A 14,500-nucleotide genomic window follows, 5' to 3' on the forward strand; every position below is an offset into this window, starting at 1 on the left:
CCGTAAAAGGCCGGCAATGATGCCGGCCTTTTTTGTCTTTTTGACCCGCCCATTAGCTGCTGTTAGCCACTCTACAGCTCATTGAAATAACAATGATGGCGTGTCTCGCAACGGGATACGCGGTATTCCAGTGCCTGGTCCTGAATATCCTTGGCAATGCGCCGAATCTCCAGAATCGGTGTTCCTTCCGCAATGCCCAGATGGGTCTGCTCATCCTTGCTTGCCGCCACCGCAAACAGGCGCTCCTCGGCGTGGCTTACGTTGCTGCCAAAGCGCTGCTGATACAGCTGGTACAGCGTGTTGGGCAGGGTTTCCGGATGGCTATCCAGCGTGGCAAATCGCTTGGCACATACCACCACATCCTCAAGCAGTGCGGGGGTGCCTTCGAGCTCTCGTACCCGCTGAATGTGAATGACCTCAGCGCCATGGGCGAGTGCCAGTGCCTCACGTTCTTGTTCGCTTGCCTGGCGCTTCGTTCTGACCAGGATTCGCGACGTCGGTAGGGATCGCGTGCCGTCCAGTCGTGTGAGGTGGAAGAAGCGAAATAGCGAGCTGTCCTGATCGTGGGTGGCGACCACGGTTCCCTTGCCCTGATAGCGAATGACCACATTGTCGCTGGCCAGGGAGTCCAGTGCCTTGCGTAGTGTGCCCACGCTGACCTTGTACTCGTTGGCGAGCGCGGATTCGCTGGGAATAAACGTGCCGGGCGCCCATTCGCCGGACACGATGCGTTGCAGCAGGACGTCCTTGATCTGCTGATAGAGCGGGCGATAGCTGAGGTTGGGTTGTTCCATCGGATGTCCTTTCTTCGTTCCGCGAGGTCCGGTGCTTGCTCGACAGTATAGCGGTGGCCACCTGTAGATGATACTTGACTGTACTATATTCTATGTCCTATATATGAGTTGTGAGGGCGGCAAGCGTCGCCCGAGACCACCCGGCCATGATCAGGCCGTCCGGTTAGCTGGCGATATCACAACGTCAATAACATTCGTTCAGGAGAGCACAGCATGAGCATCGATTTTGTGGTTCACGATGCCGACGACAGCGTCGGGGTCGTGGTGGTGGAGGGAATCAAGGCAGGGCAAACCCTGACCGGCTGGGTGATGCACCAGGACCAGACCGTGACCTTTGCCGTCAGCAATGACATTCCAATTGGCCACAAGCTGGCCACGCGAGATCTGGCCGAGGGCGACACCGTGATCAAGTACGGGGTGGACATCGGTCGGGTGGTCAAGCCGATCAAGCAGGGTGAGCACCTTCACGTCCACAACGTCAAAACCAAGAGGTGGTAAGCATGGAAATCAAGGGACGCAAGTTTCAGGGATATCGTCGCGAGAATGGCCGGGTGGGCGTACGTAACCACGTGATCGTGCTGCCGGTGGATGATATCTCCAACGCTGCCGCCGAGGCCGTGGCCAATAACATCAAGGGCGCGCTGGCGCTGCCGCACCCTTATGGCCGACTGCAGTTCGGTGCTGACCTGGATCTCCACTTTCGTACGCTGATTGGTACAGGCTGCAACCCCAACGTGGCAGCGGTGATCGTCATCGGCATCGAGCCGGGCTGGACCAACAAGGTGGTGGATGGCATCAAGACCACCGGCAAGCCGGTGGAGGGCTTCTGGATCGAACAGAATGGCGATCACAACACCATCTGCGCCGCCTCCAAGAAGGCCAAGGAATTCGTCCAGTACGCCAGCGAGATCCAGCGCGAAGAGTGCGACATCAGCGAGCTGTGGGTGTCCACCAAGTGCGGCGAATCGGACACCACCTCCGGCTGCGGTGCCAACCCTACCGTCGGTGATGCGTTCGACAAGCTGTATGACGCGGGCTGTACCTTGGTGTTCGGTGAAACGTCAGAGCTGACTGGTGGTGAACACCTGGTGGCCGAGCGCTGCGCAACGCCGGAAGTACGCCAGCAGTTCCAGGCCATGTTCGATCGCTACAGCGCCATGATTGATCGTCACAAGACCAGTGACCTGTCCGAGTCCCAGCCGACCAAGGGCAACATCGAGGGCGGCCTGACCACTATCGAAGAGAAGGCGCTGGGCAACATTCAGAAGATCGGTCGTCGCTGCAAGGTCGATGGTGTGCTCGACAAGGCCGAGACCCCGGACAAGCCAGGGCTATGGTTCATGGATTCTTCGTCCGCGGCCGCCGAAATGGTCACGCTGTGCGCGGCTGCCGGTTATGTGGTGCACTTCTTCCCGACCGGCCAGGGCAACGTGATCGGCAATCCCATCCTGCCGGTCGTCAAGATCTGCGCCAATCCGCGCACGGTGCGCACCATGAGCGAGCATATCGACGTGGATGTATCCTCCATCCTCAAGCGCGAGATCAACATGGAAGAAGCGGGTGATCAGCTGCTCGAGATGATGGTGCGCACGGCCAACGGCCGACATACCGCCGCCGAAGCGCTGGGTCATCGGGAGTTCGTGTTGACGCGTCTCTACGAAAGCGCCTGAGACCGCGACACTGCTAGTGCAAGGTCCTCCCGGCAGTGGTCGGGAGGTTCGACGCGTTTGGAAAAGAAAGTTGTGCAAGAACGGCGAGCGATGTGGGCTCGCCACTCAGATCCTGACCACCCCATAACGACAATATCAGGAGTCACGTCATGCGCCTTTCCACTACCTTCACACTGACTGCGATGCTGGCAGCATCCTCCCTTGTCGCTCCGCTGGCGATGGCGGAAGCCGAGGACTTTCCGTCGAAGGATATCCAGTATGTCATTCCCTTTGGTCCCGGGGGCGAGTCCGATATCAGCGCCCGCCTGCAGCAAAAGTACTTTCAGGAGCTGACCGGCGAGCAACTGGTCATCCAGTACATGCCCGGAGGCGGCGGAGCGGTCGGCTGGTCGCAGCTCAATGACATGTCTGCCGATGGCTATACCATCATGGGGACCAACCTGCCCCATATTGTGCTCAAACCCATGGGCAAGGATGCTGGATTCGCTACCCAGGACATCCATAACTTCACCTTCTTCCACTATTCACCGGATGCCATTCTGGTCAATGCCGACAGCCCTTATCAGACCCTTGAAGAGCTGGTCGAAGCGGCGCGCCAGGCCCCTGGCGCCGTGACCTTTTCGGGCAGCGGCACCTACAGCGCCAATGACGTGGCCAATACGCGTTTTCAGCAGCTGGCGGACGTGACCACCACCTATATTCCCTTCAAGGGCACCGGCGCTGCCGTCACCGCGCTGCTCGGTGGCCAGGTTCAGGCGGAGTGGGGCTACACCACGGTCGCCGCCAATCATCAGGACAAGGTGCGCATGCTGGCGGTCGCGGCTGACGAGCGGCATCCGCTGTTCCCCGATGTTCCGACCTTTCAGGAACTGGGCTACGACATGGTAGGCGGTGCCTACCGTGGCATGGCGGTGCCTGCTGGCACCCCCGACGCGGTCACGGCCAAGCTGTCGCAGATCTTCGGCGAGATCAATCAGAACCCGCAGTTCCGCCAGGAAATGGAGGATCTGGGGTTCGTCCTGCTGGATGTCGGCAATGATGAGGTAGCGGATTTTCTGGTGGAACAGAGCGCCCAGTACGAGACCAGTGCACGAGAACTCGGCTTGATCGATTGAGGTTACGATCATGGAGCTCATCACTCATGCTCTCGGCGCGCTGTCGCCGCTGAATCTTGCGCTGGCCTTGCTGGGCGTCACCGCCGGCATCGTGATCGGCGCGCTGCCGGGGCTATCTGCCACCATGGCGGTGGCCGTGCTGGTCCCTGTCACCTTCGGCATGGCACCTGAATCCGCGCTGATCATGCTCGGTGCCATCTATACCGGCGCCATCTACGGCGGCTCCTATTCCGCCATTCTGGTGAACACGCCTGGGACACCCTCGGCGATTGCCACCACTTTCGACGGCTATCCCATGGCGCAGCGGGGTGATGGCGATCTGGCCGTCACCCTGTCGACCATTGCCTCGGTGGTGGGGGGGCTGGTGGGGGTGCTGGCGCTATTGCTGCTGGCCCCCTTGCTGGCCCAGGTGGCTCTCAGCTTTGGCCCGGTCGAGTACTTCTGGCTGGCGATCTTCGGGCTCACCCTGATCTCTGCGCTGTCCGAGGACTCGACCCTGAAGGGCTTCATGGGGGCTGGCCTGGGACTATTGCTGTCCACGGTCGGCGTCGCGGTGATTGGTGGTGATATCCGCTACACCTACGGGATGCCAGTGTTGCTCGGCGGCATTGAGACCGTGTCGGCGCTGATCGGACTCTACTGTATTCCGGTACTGATCGACCTGGTGGCGACCCCAGCCGCTCACCTCAAAGTCGACGACGCATCCCGCGGCGTACGCTTCCGCGAGGGCCTGGGTGAGGCGATCAGGGGCAAGTGGAACCTGCTGCGCTCTGCGACCATCGGCACCGGCGTGGCGATCCTGCCTGGTGCCGGTGGCTCCATCGCCAGTCTGGTGTCCTACTCCGAGGCGCGTCGCGTGGCCAGGGACCCAGGCTCCTTCGGCAAGGGCAACCCACAGGGCGTGCTGGCGACCGAGTCTGCCAACAATGCCACCGTGGGCGGAGGGTTCATTCCTACGCTGGTTCTGGGCATTCCCGGCACGCCGCCGGATGCGGTGATCCTGGGGGCCTTGCTGGTGCAGGGATTTCGTACCGGGCCGGAGCTGTTCACCACCAACGCCGGCATCACCTACACCTTTGTGGCGGGGCTGTTCCTGGCGACCTGCCTGTTGCTGCCATTGGGCCTGTTGATCGGGCGCTACGCCTTCAAGTCGATCATCGCCATTCCCAAGGCGCTGCTGGTACCCACCATTGCCTTCATGACGGTGATCGGGACCTACGCCATACGCAACAGCGCCAGCGACGTCATGATCATGCTTTGCCTGGGCGTGGTGGGGTGGGTGCTGAACCGCTATGGCTTTCGGCCCTCACCCATTGTGCTGGGACTGATTCTGGGCCCCATCGCCGAGCAGGGATTTGTCCAGGGGTTCTTGATGGGACGTGCCAGCGGCTCCGTGGTCGGCACCTTCTTCGGAGGGCCGATCAGCCTGACCATCATCGCGCTATCGCTGTTGAGCGTCTTCTACCCGTTGGTCAAGGCGCGCCGCGTCGCCAAGCGACAAGGCAACAACAGCCTTAACGAGGAGGTGTCGTCATGACGGCTGACAAGTCGATGCGTGCCGTACCGGCCGCCCGCTCTCGCGCCAGTGAGGTGCTGTTGCCCGTGCTGTTTATGGTGGGCGCTGGCCTTTGCCTGTGGGAAACCCGCCAGATGAGCCAGTTGGGCGCAGTGTTTCCTGCGGTCATCTCTGCAGGGGTGATGGTAGCCGCCGCACTGCGGCTGGCGCAGTTACTGCTGCGCGGGGTGGTCGCAGGGAGCCCGGCGGGGGGAGGTTCCAGGCCTCGACGCCTGGCGCTGGTCGGGGTCATGTCGGTGTGGGCCCTGGCACTGCCATGGCTCGGGTTTCTGCTGACTGGCCTTGGCAGCTTCGTGGCCTTGATGGCGGTGGCGCAGTATCAGCAATGGACGCTCAAGCGCTTGGCCGGACACCTGTTGGCCGGCTGTCTGCTGGTGGCGTTCTTCTATGTGCTCTTCGCCGTGGTACTCAACGTGCCACTACCTACGGGACGCTGGCTTGCGGCATGACCCCACCCACACCCTGTCGTCCCCTGTGGCGGGCGAGATGTCCGCAGCAGGGGTGGGCAGGCAACAAGGAGAAGATCGTCATGGCCAGGATCGTGATTTCGGAGTTCATGGACGAGCGGGCGGTGGCCTGGCTCGCTCAACAGCATGACGTGGTGATGGACCCTCAGCTGGTCGATCAGCCCGAGCGACTGCGGGAAGCCGTCAGCCAGTGCGAGGCGCTGATCGTTCGCAACCGCACCCAGGTGGATAGTGCGCTGCTGGCGGCAGCCCCCCATCTCAAGGTGGTGGGACGCCTCGGGGTGGGACTCGACAACATCGCCCTGGACGAGTGCGCAAGGCGCGGGATCGAGGTCAAGCCCGCCCAGGGCGGAAACGCCGATTCGGTGGCCGAGTACGTGGTGACCGGCGCCTTGATGTTGAGACGCCGGGCGTACGCGTCCACTGAGGCGATGCTGCAAGGACAGTGGCCCCGTCAGGCACTGATGGGCTGCGAGGTGAAGGGCGCGGTACTGGGGTTGGTCGGGCTTGGAGTGATTGCCCGGGCGACCGCTCGACTCGCCATGGGATTGGGCATGCAGGTACAGGCTTACGATCCGCATGTGCCGGCCAGTGACCCCGTGTGGCAGACGATAGATCGGTGCGACACGCTGAACGATCTGCTCGGGCGTGCCGATGTGCTCAGTCTGCATGTACCGCTGGTGGATCAGACGCGCCACCTGCTGGATCGCGAGCGGCTTTTCTGCATGAAACCCCAGTCCGTGCTGATCAATGCGGCGCGGGGTGGCGTGGTCGACGAAGCGGCCCTGGCGGAAGCGCTGACGAGCGGTCATCTGGCGGGCGCCATGCTGGACGTCTTCGAACAGGAACCTCTGGCGGCGGGATCGGTGCTGGAGGGGGCGCCCAACCTGATCCTGACACCGCACATTGCCGGAGTGACGGAGGAATCCAATCAGCGTATCAGTCAGATGACGGCAGAGAACGTGGCCATCATGCTGACGTCTGAGGAGGTGTCATGAAGCAAGCTGAACAACCCAGCGAGGGCACGCTGCCGCAGACCACAGCGCTGAGCCGGGAGCAGGCCGGCCACCTCGCCATGCAGGCAATGCTGGCCAGGGGCTTCGCCGAGCGCGAGGCGACGCTGACGGTAACAGCATTGCTGGACGCCGAGCGCGACGGCTTGCCGTCTCACGGCCTGTCGCGACTGCCGTTCTATCTCGATCAAGCCGCCACCGGCAAGGTCAATGCCAGGGCGGTGCCCCGGGTGACGCGAGACGGAGCCGTCGTGCGGGTAGATGCTGATCAGGGGCTCGCCTTTCCTGCGGTGGCTCGCGGCCTTGAAGAAGGCCAGAAGGTGGCTGCCGAGTTGGGGGTCTGCGCTGTCTCCGTCGGACGCTCACACCATTTCGGCGTCGCTGGCGCTCCGGTGGAGAGCGCTGCCATGGACGGCTTCATGGCACTGGCCTTCAGCAACGCACCTTCGGCCATGGCGCCCTGGGGCGGTCACAAGCCACTGTTTGGTACCAACCCGATTGCCTTCGCCTGTCCGCGATGCTCTGGCCCACCGATGGTGCTCGACCTGTCCCTGTCCAAGGTGGCCAGAGGCAAGGTCATGCTGGCCCGCAAGGCCGGGCAACCTATCCCCGAGGGCTGGGCGGTCGGGCCCGATGGCCTGCCGACCACGGACCCGGATCTGGCCATTCAGGGCAGCATGGTGCCCGCCGGAGATGCCAAGGGTGCAGCCCTGGCGATGATGGTCGAACTGCTCTGCGCGGGCCTTTCCGGCAGTCGCTTCGGGTTTGAGGCGGGGTCGTTCTTTGAAGCCGAAGGTGAGCCCCCCGAAGTGGGCCACCTGATCCTGCTGTTCGATGCGGCTCGCTTTGCGCCCAACGTGCTGTCGCGTTGTGAAACCCTGTTTGCGGCGATGCTCGACCAGCCGGGGGTGCGCTTGCCAGGTGACCGCCGCCGCCAGCTTCGGCAGCAGGGTGGAGACCGCATTTCCTTGCCCGCCGGGTTGGTGGCAGAGCTTTCAGACATCGCCAGGAGCTTCTCCGGGGGCTAGGGATGTACTAGTCAGGAACAGGCCCCGTGGATTGGCGCAGCTTCACCTGCGCCTCCAGGGTGATATCCGCTGGTCGATGTCCGTGGCGTATCCACCCCATCAGCGCATCGGCCGCCTGGATGCCGATGTCCTTGGCGGGAACCGAGACGGTGGTCAAGGCGGGCGTCATGAACGCCGCCTGGGGCAGGTCATCAAAGCCGGTGATGGAGAGGGCATTGGGCACCCTGACACCACGGCGCTGTGCTTCCAGCAAGGCCCCTAACGCCAGGGTGTCGTTGCCACACAGCAGGGCGCTGGGTGGGCGGTCGGACGTCAGCAAACGCGCGCAGGCCGCCGCGCCCTCAGCAATGCCATAGTCCACGACCTCTATCTGAGGTGCCGGGCATCCCGCGGCGGTCAGGGTGTCGGTAAACCCCTGAAGACGTGCCCTGGCGCGGTCGTTCTGGCCGAAGGGGGCCGTGATAATGCCAAAGCGTCGGTGGCCCAGGCCAAGCAGATGCTGGACCAGCTGGCGGGCGGCTGCGGCATTGTCAAAGCCGATACACGGCCCCTGGGCCGTGCTTGAGGTCTGCCAGGAGGTCACGAAGGGCAGCTGTCGTTGCTGTAGCAGTGCATATGTCTGATCGTGATGCTCGTGGCCAATCAGCACAATGCCGTCGACCCCATGCTGGACCAGCGTGCGCAGTGCCTGCAGCTCGTCATCCAGGTCGTAACGATAGGTCGCCAGCAGCAGGCGACAGTCATGTCCCTTGAGCTGGCGCTCGAGGTTGTCGGCCATGGTGCCGAAGATCGGGTTGTCGAGCGTGGGCACCAGCGCGCCGATTGCCCCTATGCGCCGCGATGCCAGTGCCCGGGCCGAGCCATCCGGCACGTAACCCAGCCGAGCCACTGCAGACTCGACCTTGGCCTTGAGTCGCTCGCTGACGTGGGGGGCCTGGTTGAGCACGCGCGATACCGACGCGGTGGACACGCCGGCTTCCCGGGCGACGTCTTCCAATAGGGTTCTTCGCTGGCGCTCACTCATCTGGTGTCCTCGCTCGGTGGTACAGCCGGTTTGGCCTTTAGTCCTATAGAGGACTTTTTTCTGGACAGGTCCTATAGAGGAATCTACCTTGAGTAGTACGCTTTGTAAGCGCTTACAAAAATAATCTGACCAAAGTGTAGCACCGAGTGTCCATGCCTGCTGACGTCGTTTGGAGCGCTGGCCAACACTCGACACAATGCCAACGAAAGACCGGAGCCGCCTCTTATGTCCAGGTCGTCATCTGCTGCCAAGCCACTGCTTTGGCTAGCCATTCTTTTATTCGCCGCGTTCTTCATCAACGTTGCCATCCAACGCTATCTGCCGGGCCTATGGACCATGGGGGCGGCGGAGGAGGGCATTCTGCTCGCTGCTGCCACCGCCACCTTCGTATCGGCCTGCCTCAAGTTCGAGGCTGGCATGAAGGCGGAGGCGGAGGCGACGTCTACCGCACAACAACAAGGACAATAATCATGCTTGCACGCCACTTCGACACCACGGCCGACGGAGCGCCCAGCCAGCCGGAACGACGCCACTTCCTCGGCAGCGTTGCGCGTTTCGGCTTCACTGCTGCCATTGTCGGCGCGGTGGGAGGAACGCTGTTCTCCGAGCGCGCCATGGCGGCCACCGCCAAGGAAGAGTCCGAGCGTGAGTCTGCCGCGGAGATGACCCTGGTCATGGCCACCGGCTACACGCTGGGGGCATCCCGGGCGTATCCCATCATGCAACTCAACCTCAAGGAGAACCTGCAGAACTTCTCCGGCGGTCGCCTGTACGTGAAGTTGGCACCCGGTGGTCAGCTGGGCGCCGGGGGAGGTCTGATCACCAAGGTCCAGAATGGCACCATCGCCATGGCCCAGCATTCGCTGTCCAACCTCTCCGCCTTTGCCCCCGAGGTCGACCTGATCAATATCCCCTACTGGTGCGGTGACAACCAGCGGCTGGTAAACCTGGTCACTTCTGATGCATGGCGTGAGGTGGTCCATCACAAGGTGGAGGAGCGCGGTTTCAAGGTGCTGTCGTATATCTGTATCGACCCGCGCACCGTTGCCGTGCGTGAGGGATTGCTAGACGGTCCCGTGCGCGTACCCGACGACATTGCCGGTATCAAGTTCCGCGTGCCGTCTTCCCAGATTCTTCAGCAGGTCTATCGTCTGGCCGGTGCCAACCCCACGCCGGTGGCCTGGGGCGAAACCTCCTCTGCCATCAAGCAGGGCGTGGCCGATGCCCTGGATCCCAGTGTGCAGGCATTGCTGGTGTTCGGGTTTACCGATGTGCTGTCGAGCATCTCCACTATCCAGTCGGTACCCGACGCCCAGGTCTACACCTGCAACAAGGCCTGGTTCGATGGGCTGGATGCGGCACTGCAGGAAAGCGTGCTGGCAGCAGCCGATGTGACCTTCCGCGAGAATCTGGCCAAGGTGCCGGCGGCGCGAGCCTATGCCTACGACCAGATGCGCCAGGCGGGAGTGGAGGTCTATATCCCGGATGAGGATGAGCGCAGCCAGTGGAAGGAGAAGTGTGGCCACCAGCTGGCGGCCTGGGATGCGACCAAGCGCGAGCTGGCCGGTTCACTGGAAGCCTTTGATTCATTGCTGGAAGCTGCGGAGGTGTCAAATGGCTATTACGTCGACAGCAACGCCTAAGGACAACCGCTGGCACGCGCTCAGACTGCGCTGGGATGCTGTCGATCGGCGCACTGAGCGCTGGCTGCTGCTGACCTTTTATGCGCTGATCATCCTGACTATCGCGGTGGAAGTCATCCGCCGCTTCGTCCTCAACTACTCCTCGGTGTGGGGCGAAGAGCTGGCCCGCTATGCCTTCATCTATCTTGCTTGGCTGGCCGCAGCGGCGGCGGTGCGTGACCGTGCCCATATTCGCATCGACGTCTTGATCAATCTGGGCGGCCCAAGGATGAAGCGATTGGGATGGTGGATCACCGACGTGTGCACGCTGGTACTGGCCGTATGGGCGCTCTACCTGTCTGTCGCACCGGTCCTGACGTCCATCCATTTCGGATCGGTGACGCCGGGCCTGCGGGTGTCCCAGGCGCTGTTTCTCGCCGCCATTCCCATGGGCTTTCTGCTGATCGCCTGGCGGGTGATCCAGTGCATGCTGGCCGATGTCCGTCGGATGCAACGCGGTGATCCCGTGTTCGATGGCCAGAAGCTCTTCGACTGAGGTGATGCGTCATGGAATTCATGGAACTTCAGCAGGCTGCGGCCTCGCTTGACTGGACCTTCTACGCGCCGCTGACCGCCCTGGTCGTGATGATTCTGGTTGGCGTGCCCATCTGGGTGGCCATAGGGCTCGGGACGCTTGGCATGTTGACCTTCACCGAGGCATTGCCACTGTCCGTCTTCGGTGAGTCACTGTTCGAGGGGATCAATGCCTTCGCGCTGATTGCGGTGCCGCTGTTTATCCTCACCGGTGACGCCTTGGTGCGCTCAGGGCTGTCCGGCAAACTGCTCGATGTGGCGGAGGCCAGTGTCGGAGGGCTCAAGACGGGCCTTGGCAACTCCACCACCCTGGGCTGCGGCTTTTTCGCCTGTATCTCAGGCTCCGATGCGGCAGGCGCGGCGGCGGTTGGCCGCATGACCATTCCTCGCCTGGTGGAGCGGGGCTACCCGCTCCCGGCGGCCTGTGCGCTGGTCGCCTCGGGAGCCTGTACCGGCATTTTGATTCCTCCCTCGATTGCCTACATCGTCATGGGGCTGGTACTTGGCATGTCGGCGTCGACGCTGTTTCTGGCTGCGGCCATTCCCGGGGTCATGGTCATGATCTCGGTCATGGCGACCAATATGGTGCTCAATCGGCGCTATGGCTTCGAAGGCGATCGAGAGCGATTTTCCTGGAAGCGCTGGCTCGACACCGTATGGGATGCCCGTTGGGCACTGTTTGTGCCGGTGGTGATCCTGGGCGGCATCTATACCGGTATCTTCACCCCTACCGAAGCGGCCGCGGTGGCCGTGGTGGTAGTGGTCATCATCGGTCTGCGCCAGGGACGGCTGACGCTGGGAGATATCCCGCGCATGCTGGAAAGCTCGGCCAGGGTGTGCGGCGTCATCGTGCCCATCATCGCGGTATCGCTGCCGCTGGCGCAGAGCCTGGCCAGTCTCGATATTCCCCAGACGCTGGTAAGCGGCATCAGCGGACTCACCGATGCACCATGGCTGATGATCCTGCTGATGATCGGCATTCTGGTACTGGCGGGATGCGTCATGGAGACCACTCCCAACATCGTCATCCTGGCGCCGCTGCTGTTGCCGGTCGCTCAGGAGGCCGGCATGAACGACTTCCACTTTGCCATCTTGATGGTCACCACCCTGGGGCTTGGCTTTATCACGCCACCGCTGGGGCTCAACCTGTTCGTGGTGTCAGGACTGACCCGCTGCTCGGTGCTGGCGATTGCCCGTTACGCGGTGCCCTTCGTGCTCGGCATGTTGATCGTCGTGTTGATGATTGCCTATCTGCCGTGGCTGTCCACCTGGGCGCTGGGATAACGGTACAGCGACATGGACGAGGGAGGACGCCTGTGCCTCCCTCTTTTAAGGCGTCATTTGTAAGCGCTTACATTGGATGCGACGTACCGCAGCGCAACGACTTGATGCGTCACAACGTGAGCAACGCCACTGGCTTAGACGGCCGAGCCGGTGGCACCTACTTGGAGCTGCGCATGCCCAGGCAGGCGCGGTGATCCACATTGGCCGATCACCTCTAGGAGAAACATCATGGCAATTCATTACTACAAGCAAGCCGACAAGAATGCCTCCAGCAACGACGACCAGACCCGCGAGGTGGTGTCGCGCATGCTCGCCGAGATTGAAGCGGGAGGAGAGGACAAGGCGCGGGAGTACTGTCGCGAACTCGATGGTTGGAGCGGTGATGTGATCGTCGGCCGTGACCAGATCGAAGCGGCCAAGGAAAAGGTGCCAGAACAGCTCAAGCAGGATATTCACTTCGCCTACGAGCGAGTCAGCCGCTTCGCCGCTGCCCAGCGTGACAGCATTCAAGGGTTCGAGACCGAGTTGTCGCCCGGCTTGTTTGCCGGCCAGAAGCTGATTCCCATGGAAACGGCCGGTTGCTACGTACCAGGGGGACGTTACGCCCATATCGCCTCGGCGATCATGAGCGTGGCGACGGCCAAGGTGGCTGGCGTCAAGAATGTGGTGGCCTGTTCGGTGCCCCGTGACGAGAACGGCATTCATCCGGCGATCCTGTATGCCATGGATCTGGCCGGAGCGGACGTCATTCTGCAGATGGGTGGCGTTCAAGGCATTGCCTCCATGGCCTTTGGTCTGTTCACCGGCAAGCCTGCCGACATCCTTGTCGGTCCCGGCAATCGCTTCGTGGCAGAGTCCAAGCGCCAGCTGTTTGGCCGCTGTGGCATCGACATGTTTGCCGGGCCTACCGAGATCGGCATCATCGCCGATGACAGCGCCGACCCCGACATCGTGGTGGAGGACCTGGTGGGCCAGGCAGAGCATGGCCCGGATTCCCCCGCCTGGCTGTTCACGACGTCCCGACGTCTGGCCGAAGCGGTGGATGCGCGGATCCAGACACGTATCGATGCGTTGCCTGACACCCAGCGCAAGGCCGCGGATGCCGCCTGGCGCGACTACGGCGAAATCATTATTTGCGACAGCCGTGAAGAGGCGGTCGAGGTCAGCGATCGCTATGCCTCCGAGCACCTGGAGCTGCAGGTCGAGGACCTGGATTGGTGGATGGCGAGGTTGAACAGCTACGGGTCGCTGTTCGTGGGGGAGGAAGCGTCGGTGGCCTTTGGTGACAAGTGTTCTGGCACCAACCACATCCTGCCGACCAAGGGCGCTGCGCGCTACACCGGCGGGCTGTGCGCCCAGAAGTTCCTCAAGATCGTGACCTACCAGCGTCAGAGCCGTGAGGCCACGCGTACCGTTGCCGCTACCGCCGCGCGGCTTTCCCGCTGTGAGGGCATGGAGGGTCACGCGCGTACCGGCGACATCCGTCTGGCCAAGTACTATCCCGACGAGACTTTCCAGCTGGCGGTAGAAGACGAGGTATGAGCATGCGTCCTGACTTTCATCTAGCCGGTCGGGTGGCGCTGGTCACTGGGGGCAGTAGTGGTCTGGGGCGCGCCATCGGTGAAGCACTGGCGGCGAGTGGTGCTCGGGTCGTGTTGACGGCCAGGCGAGCAGAGGTGTTGGCCGACGGTGTTGATGAGATCTGTCGGGAGGGCGGCCAGGCGGCCGCTCTTGCTGCCGATCTGGCCGACCCGCATGGGCTGGACGAGGTGGCGCGGCGTGCCGCTGAACCCTTCGGCGAGCCCACCATTCTGGTCAATGCGGCAGGGGTCAACTTGCGCCAGCCGATGGGCGAGGTCGATCTTGCCGCCTGGGAACTGACGCTGCAGTTGCACCTGGGAACCCCGTTCTTCCTGTCCCGAGCCCTGGTGCCTGGCATGCGCCGGGCAGGCTACGGCCGCATCATCAACCTGGCCTCGTTGCAGTCGAGTCGCGCCTTTCCCGACAGCGCCCCCTATGGCGCGGCCAAGGGGGGAATTGCCCAGCTGACGCGCGCCATGGCGGAGGCCTGGTCGCGGCATGGGGTCAACGCCAACGCGCTGGCGCCTGGCTTCTTCCCCACCGAACTCACCTCGCCGGTATTCGGCGACGCTGAACGATCCGAGGCGTTGGCACGCCAGACCGCCATTGGACGCAACGGGCGGCTCGAGGACATCGCGGGGCCGGCAGTCTTTCTGGCATCACCGGCATCGGCCTATGTCACCGGGCAGATCTTGCATGTCGATGGCGGTTTCACCGCCAAGTAAACCAGGA

Annotated in this window: 15 protein-coding genes; 13 read left to right on the top strand and 2 right to left on the bottom strand. The window is 62.7% G+C overall.

Features of this window, described 5'->3' with window-relative positions; translation table 11 throughout:
- Positions 1 to 71: 71 nt before the first annotated feature.
- On the bottom strand, positions 72 to 794 hold the full coding sequence (locus KUV45_RS09695) for a GntR family transcriptional regulator (protein ID WP_222162858.1): 723 nt from the start codon (positions 792 to 794) through the stop codon (positions 72 to 74).
- A gap of 213 nt (positions 795 to 1,007) precedes the next feature.
- Between KUV45_RS09695 and KUV45_RS09700 the strand changes: the two genes are divergently transcribed.
- The 7 genes from KUV45_RS09700 (at position 1,008) to KUV45_RS09730 (ending at position 7,663) form a co-directional block, all read left to right on the top strand.
- Complete coding sequence (locus tag KUV45_RS09700; RefSeq protein ID WP_206940944.1) at positions 1,008 to 1,292, top strand: UxaA family hydrolase; 285 nt, start codon at positions 1,008 to 1,010, stop codon at positions 1,290 to 1,292.
- Between the two features lie 2 nt (positions 1,293 to 1,294).
- Complete coding sequence (locus KUV45_RS09705) at positions 1,295 to 2,464, top strand: UxaA family hydrolase (RefSeq protein WP_206940942.1); 1,170 nt, start codon at positions 1,295 to 1,297, stop codon at positions 2,462 to 2,464.
- Positions 2,465 to 2,613: 149 nt separating this feature from the next.
- Positions 2,614 to 3,579 (top strand): tripartite tricarboxylate transporter substrate binding protein, encoded by a 966-nt coding sequence (locus tag KUV45_RS09710; RefSeq protein ID WP_206940938.1) that lies wholly within the window; start codon positions 2,614 to 2,616, stop codon positions 3,577 to 3,579.
- 10 nt (positions 3,580 to 3,589) lie between these two features.
- Positions 3,590 to 5,116: a tripartite tricarboxylate transporter permease gene (locus tag KUV45_RS09715; RefSeq protein ID WP_222162859.1), complete on the top strand. Its 1,527-nt coding sequence runs from the start codon at positions 3,590 to 3,592 to the stop codon at positions 5,114 to 5,116.
- Complete coding sequence (locus KUV45_RS09720; RefSeq protein ID WP_222162860.1) at positions 5,113 to 5,604, top strand: tripartite tricarboxylate transporter TctB family protein; 492 nt, start codon at positions 5,113 to 5,115, stop codon at positions 5,602 to 5,604. The genes KUV45_RS09715 and KUV45_RS09720 overlap by 4 nt, the downstream gene beginning before the upstream one ends.
- Before the next feature lie 80 nt (positions 5,605 to 5,684).
- Complete coding sequence (locus tag KUV45_RS09725; protein WP_222162861.1) at positions 5,685 to 6,620, top strand: hydroxyacid dehydrogenase; 936 nt, start codon at positions 5,685 to 5,687, stop codon at positions 6,618 to 6,620.
- The gene (locus KUV45_RS09730) at positions 6,617 to 7,663 is read left to right on the top strand and encodes an Ldh family oxidoreductase (RefSeq protein WP_222162862.1); all 1,047 of its coding nucleotides are present in this window, start codon (positions 6,617 to 6,619) and stop codon (positions 7,661 to 7,663) included. The genes KUV45_RS09725 and KUV45_RS09730 overlap by 4 nt, the downstream gene beginning before the upstream one ends.
- A 7-nt stretch (positions 7,664 to 7,670) precedes the next feature.
- Here the strand turns inward: KUV45_RS09730 and KUV45_RS09735 are convergent, their stop codons facing one another.
- Positions 7,671 to 8,687: a LacI family DNA-binding transcriptional regulator gene (locus KUV45_RS09735; protein ID WP_222162863.1), complete on the bottom strand. Its 1,017-nt coding sequence runs from the start codon at positions 8,685 to 8,687 to the stop codon at positions 7,671 to 7,673.
- A gap of 225 nt (positions 8,688 to 8,912) precedes the next feature.
- On the opposite strand from KUV45_RS09735, the gene KUV45_RS09740 reads away from it, so the two are divergent.
- From KUV45_RS09740 to KUV45_RS09765, 6 genes are all read left to right on the top strand, one after another.
- Positions 8,913 to 9,155, top strand: a complete 243-nt coding sequence (locus KUV45_RS09740; RefSeq protein WP_206940926.1) for a hypothetical protein — start codon at positions 8,913 to 8,915, stop codon at positions 9,153 to 9,155.
- Between the two features lie 2 nt (positions 9,156 to 9,157).
- The gene (locus KUV45_RS09745; RefSeq protein ID WP_222162864.1) at positions 9,158 to 10,330 is read left to right on the top strand and encodes a TRAP transporter substrate-binding protein; all 1,173 of its coding nucleotides are present in this window, start codon (positions 9,158 to 9,160) and stop codon (positions 10,328 to 10,330) included.
- The gene (locus KUV45_RS09750) at positions 10,302 to 10,865 is read left to right on the top strand and encodes a TRAP transporter small permease (protein WP_222162865.1); all 564 of its coding nucleotides are present in this window, start codon (positions 10,302 to 10,304) and stop codon (positions 10,863 to 10,865) included. Before KUV45_RS09745 ends, KUV45_RS09750 begins: the two co-directional genes overlap by 29 nt.
- Positions 10,866 to 10,876: 11 nt before the next feature.
- The gene (locus KUV45_RS09755) at positions 10,877 to 12,187 is read left to right on the top strand and encodes a TRAP transporter large permease (protein WP_206940921.1); all 1,311 of its coding nucleotides are present in this window, start codon (positions 10,877 to 10,879) and stop codon (positions 12,185 to 12,187) included.
- 228 nt (positions 12,188 to 12,415) lie between these two features.
- Positions 12,416 to 13,729, top strand: a complete 1,314-nt coding sequence (gene hisD, locus KUV45_RS09760; RefSeq protein WP_206940920.1) for a histidinol dehydrogenase — start codon at positions 12,416 to 12,418, stop codon at positions 13,727 to 13,729.
- Positions 13,726 to 14,493 (top strand): SDR family NAD(P)-dependent oxidoreductase, encoded by a 768-nt coding sequence (locus KUV45_RS09765; protein WP_222162866.1) that lies wholly within the window; start codon positions 13,726 to 13,728, stop codon positions 14,491 to 14,493. Before hisD ends, KUV45_RS09765 begins: the two co-directional genes overlap by 4 nt.
- Positions 14,494 to 14,500: the final 7 nt, after the last annotated feature.

The sequence above is a fragment of the Halomonas sp. DP3Y7-2 genome, assembly GCF_019800795.1.
Classification (GTDB): Bacteria; Pseudomonadota; Gammaproteobacteria; order Pseudomonadales; family Halomonadaceae; genus Halomonas; species Halomonas litopenaei_A.

Bases quoted from the DNA above. Each gene is read 5' to 3' on its own strand.
- KUV45_RS09705 (WP_206940942.1), top strand. From the start codon at position 1,295: ATGGAAATCAAGGGACGCAAGTTTCAGGGATATCGTCGCGAGAATGGC.
- KUV45_RS09725 (WP_222162861.1), top strand. From the start codon at position 5,685: ATGGCCAGGATCGTGATTTCGGAGTTCATGGACGAGCGGGCGGTGGCC.
- KUV45_RS09750 (WP_222162865.1), top strand. From the start codon at position 10,302: ATGGCTATTACGTCGACAGCAACGCCTAAGGACAACCGCTGGCACGCG.
- KUV45_RS09710 (WP_206940938.1), top strand. From the start codon at position 2,614: ATGCGCCTTTCCACTACCTTCACACTGACTGCGATGCTGGCAGCATCC.
- KUV45_RS09730 (WP_222162862.1), top strand. From the start codon at position 6,617: ATGAAGCAAGCTGAACAACCCAGCGAGGGCACGCTGCCGCAGACCACA.
- KUV45_RS09735 (WP_222162863.1), bottom strand. From the start codon at position 8,687: ATGAGTGAGCGCCAGCGAAGAACCCTATTGGAAGACGTCGCCCGGGAA.
- KUV45_RS09700 (WP_206940944.1), top strand. From the start codon at position 1,008: ATGAGCATCGATTTTGTGGTTCACGATGCCGACGACAGCGTCGGGGTC.
- KUV45_RS09720 (WP_222162860.1), top strand. From the start codon at position 5,113: ATGACGGCTGACAAGTCGATGCGTGCCGTACCGGCCGCCCGCTCTCGC.
- KUV45_RS09745 (WP_222162864.1), top strand. From the start codon at position 9,158: ATGCTTGCACGCCACTTCGACACCACGGCCGACGGAGCGCCCAGCCAG.
- KUV45_RS09755 (WP_206940921.1), top strand. From the start codon at position 10,877: ATGGAATTCATGGAACTTCAGCAGGCTGCGGCCTCGCTTGACTGGACC.
- KUV45_RS09765 (WP_222162866.1), top strand. From the start codon at position 13,726: ATGAGCATGCGTCCTGACTTTCATCTAGCCGGTCGGGTGGCGCTGGTC.
- KUV45_RS09695 (WP_222162858.1), bottom strand. From the start codon at position 794: ATGGAACAACCCAACCTCAGCTATCGCCCGCTCTATCAGCAGATCAAG.
- KUV45_RS09740 (WP_206940926.1), top strand. From the start codon at position 8,913: ATGTCCAGGTCGTCATCTGCTGCCAAGCCACTGCTTTGGCTAGCCATT.
- hisD (WP_206940920.1), top strand. From the start codon at position 12,416: ATGGCAATTCATTACTACAAGCAAGCCGACAAGAATGCCTCCAGCAAC.
- KUV45_RS09715 (WP_222162859.1), top strand. From the start codon at position 3,590: ATGGAGCTCATCACTCATGCTCTCGGCGCGCTGTCGCCGCTGAATCTT.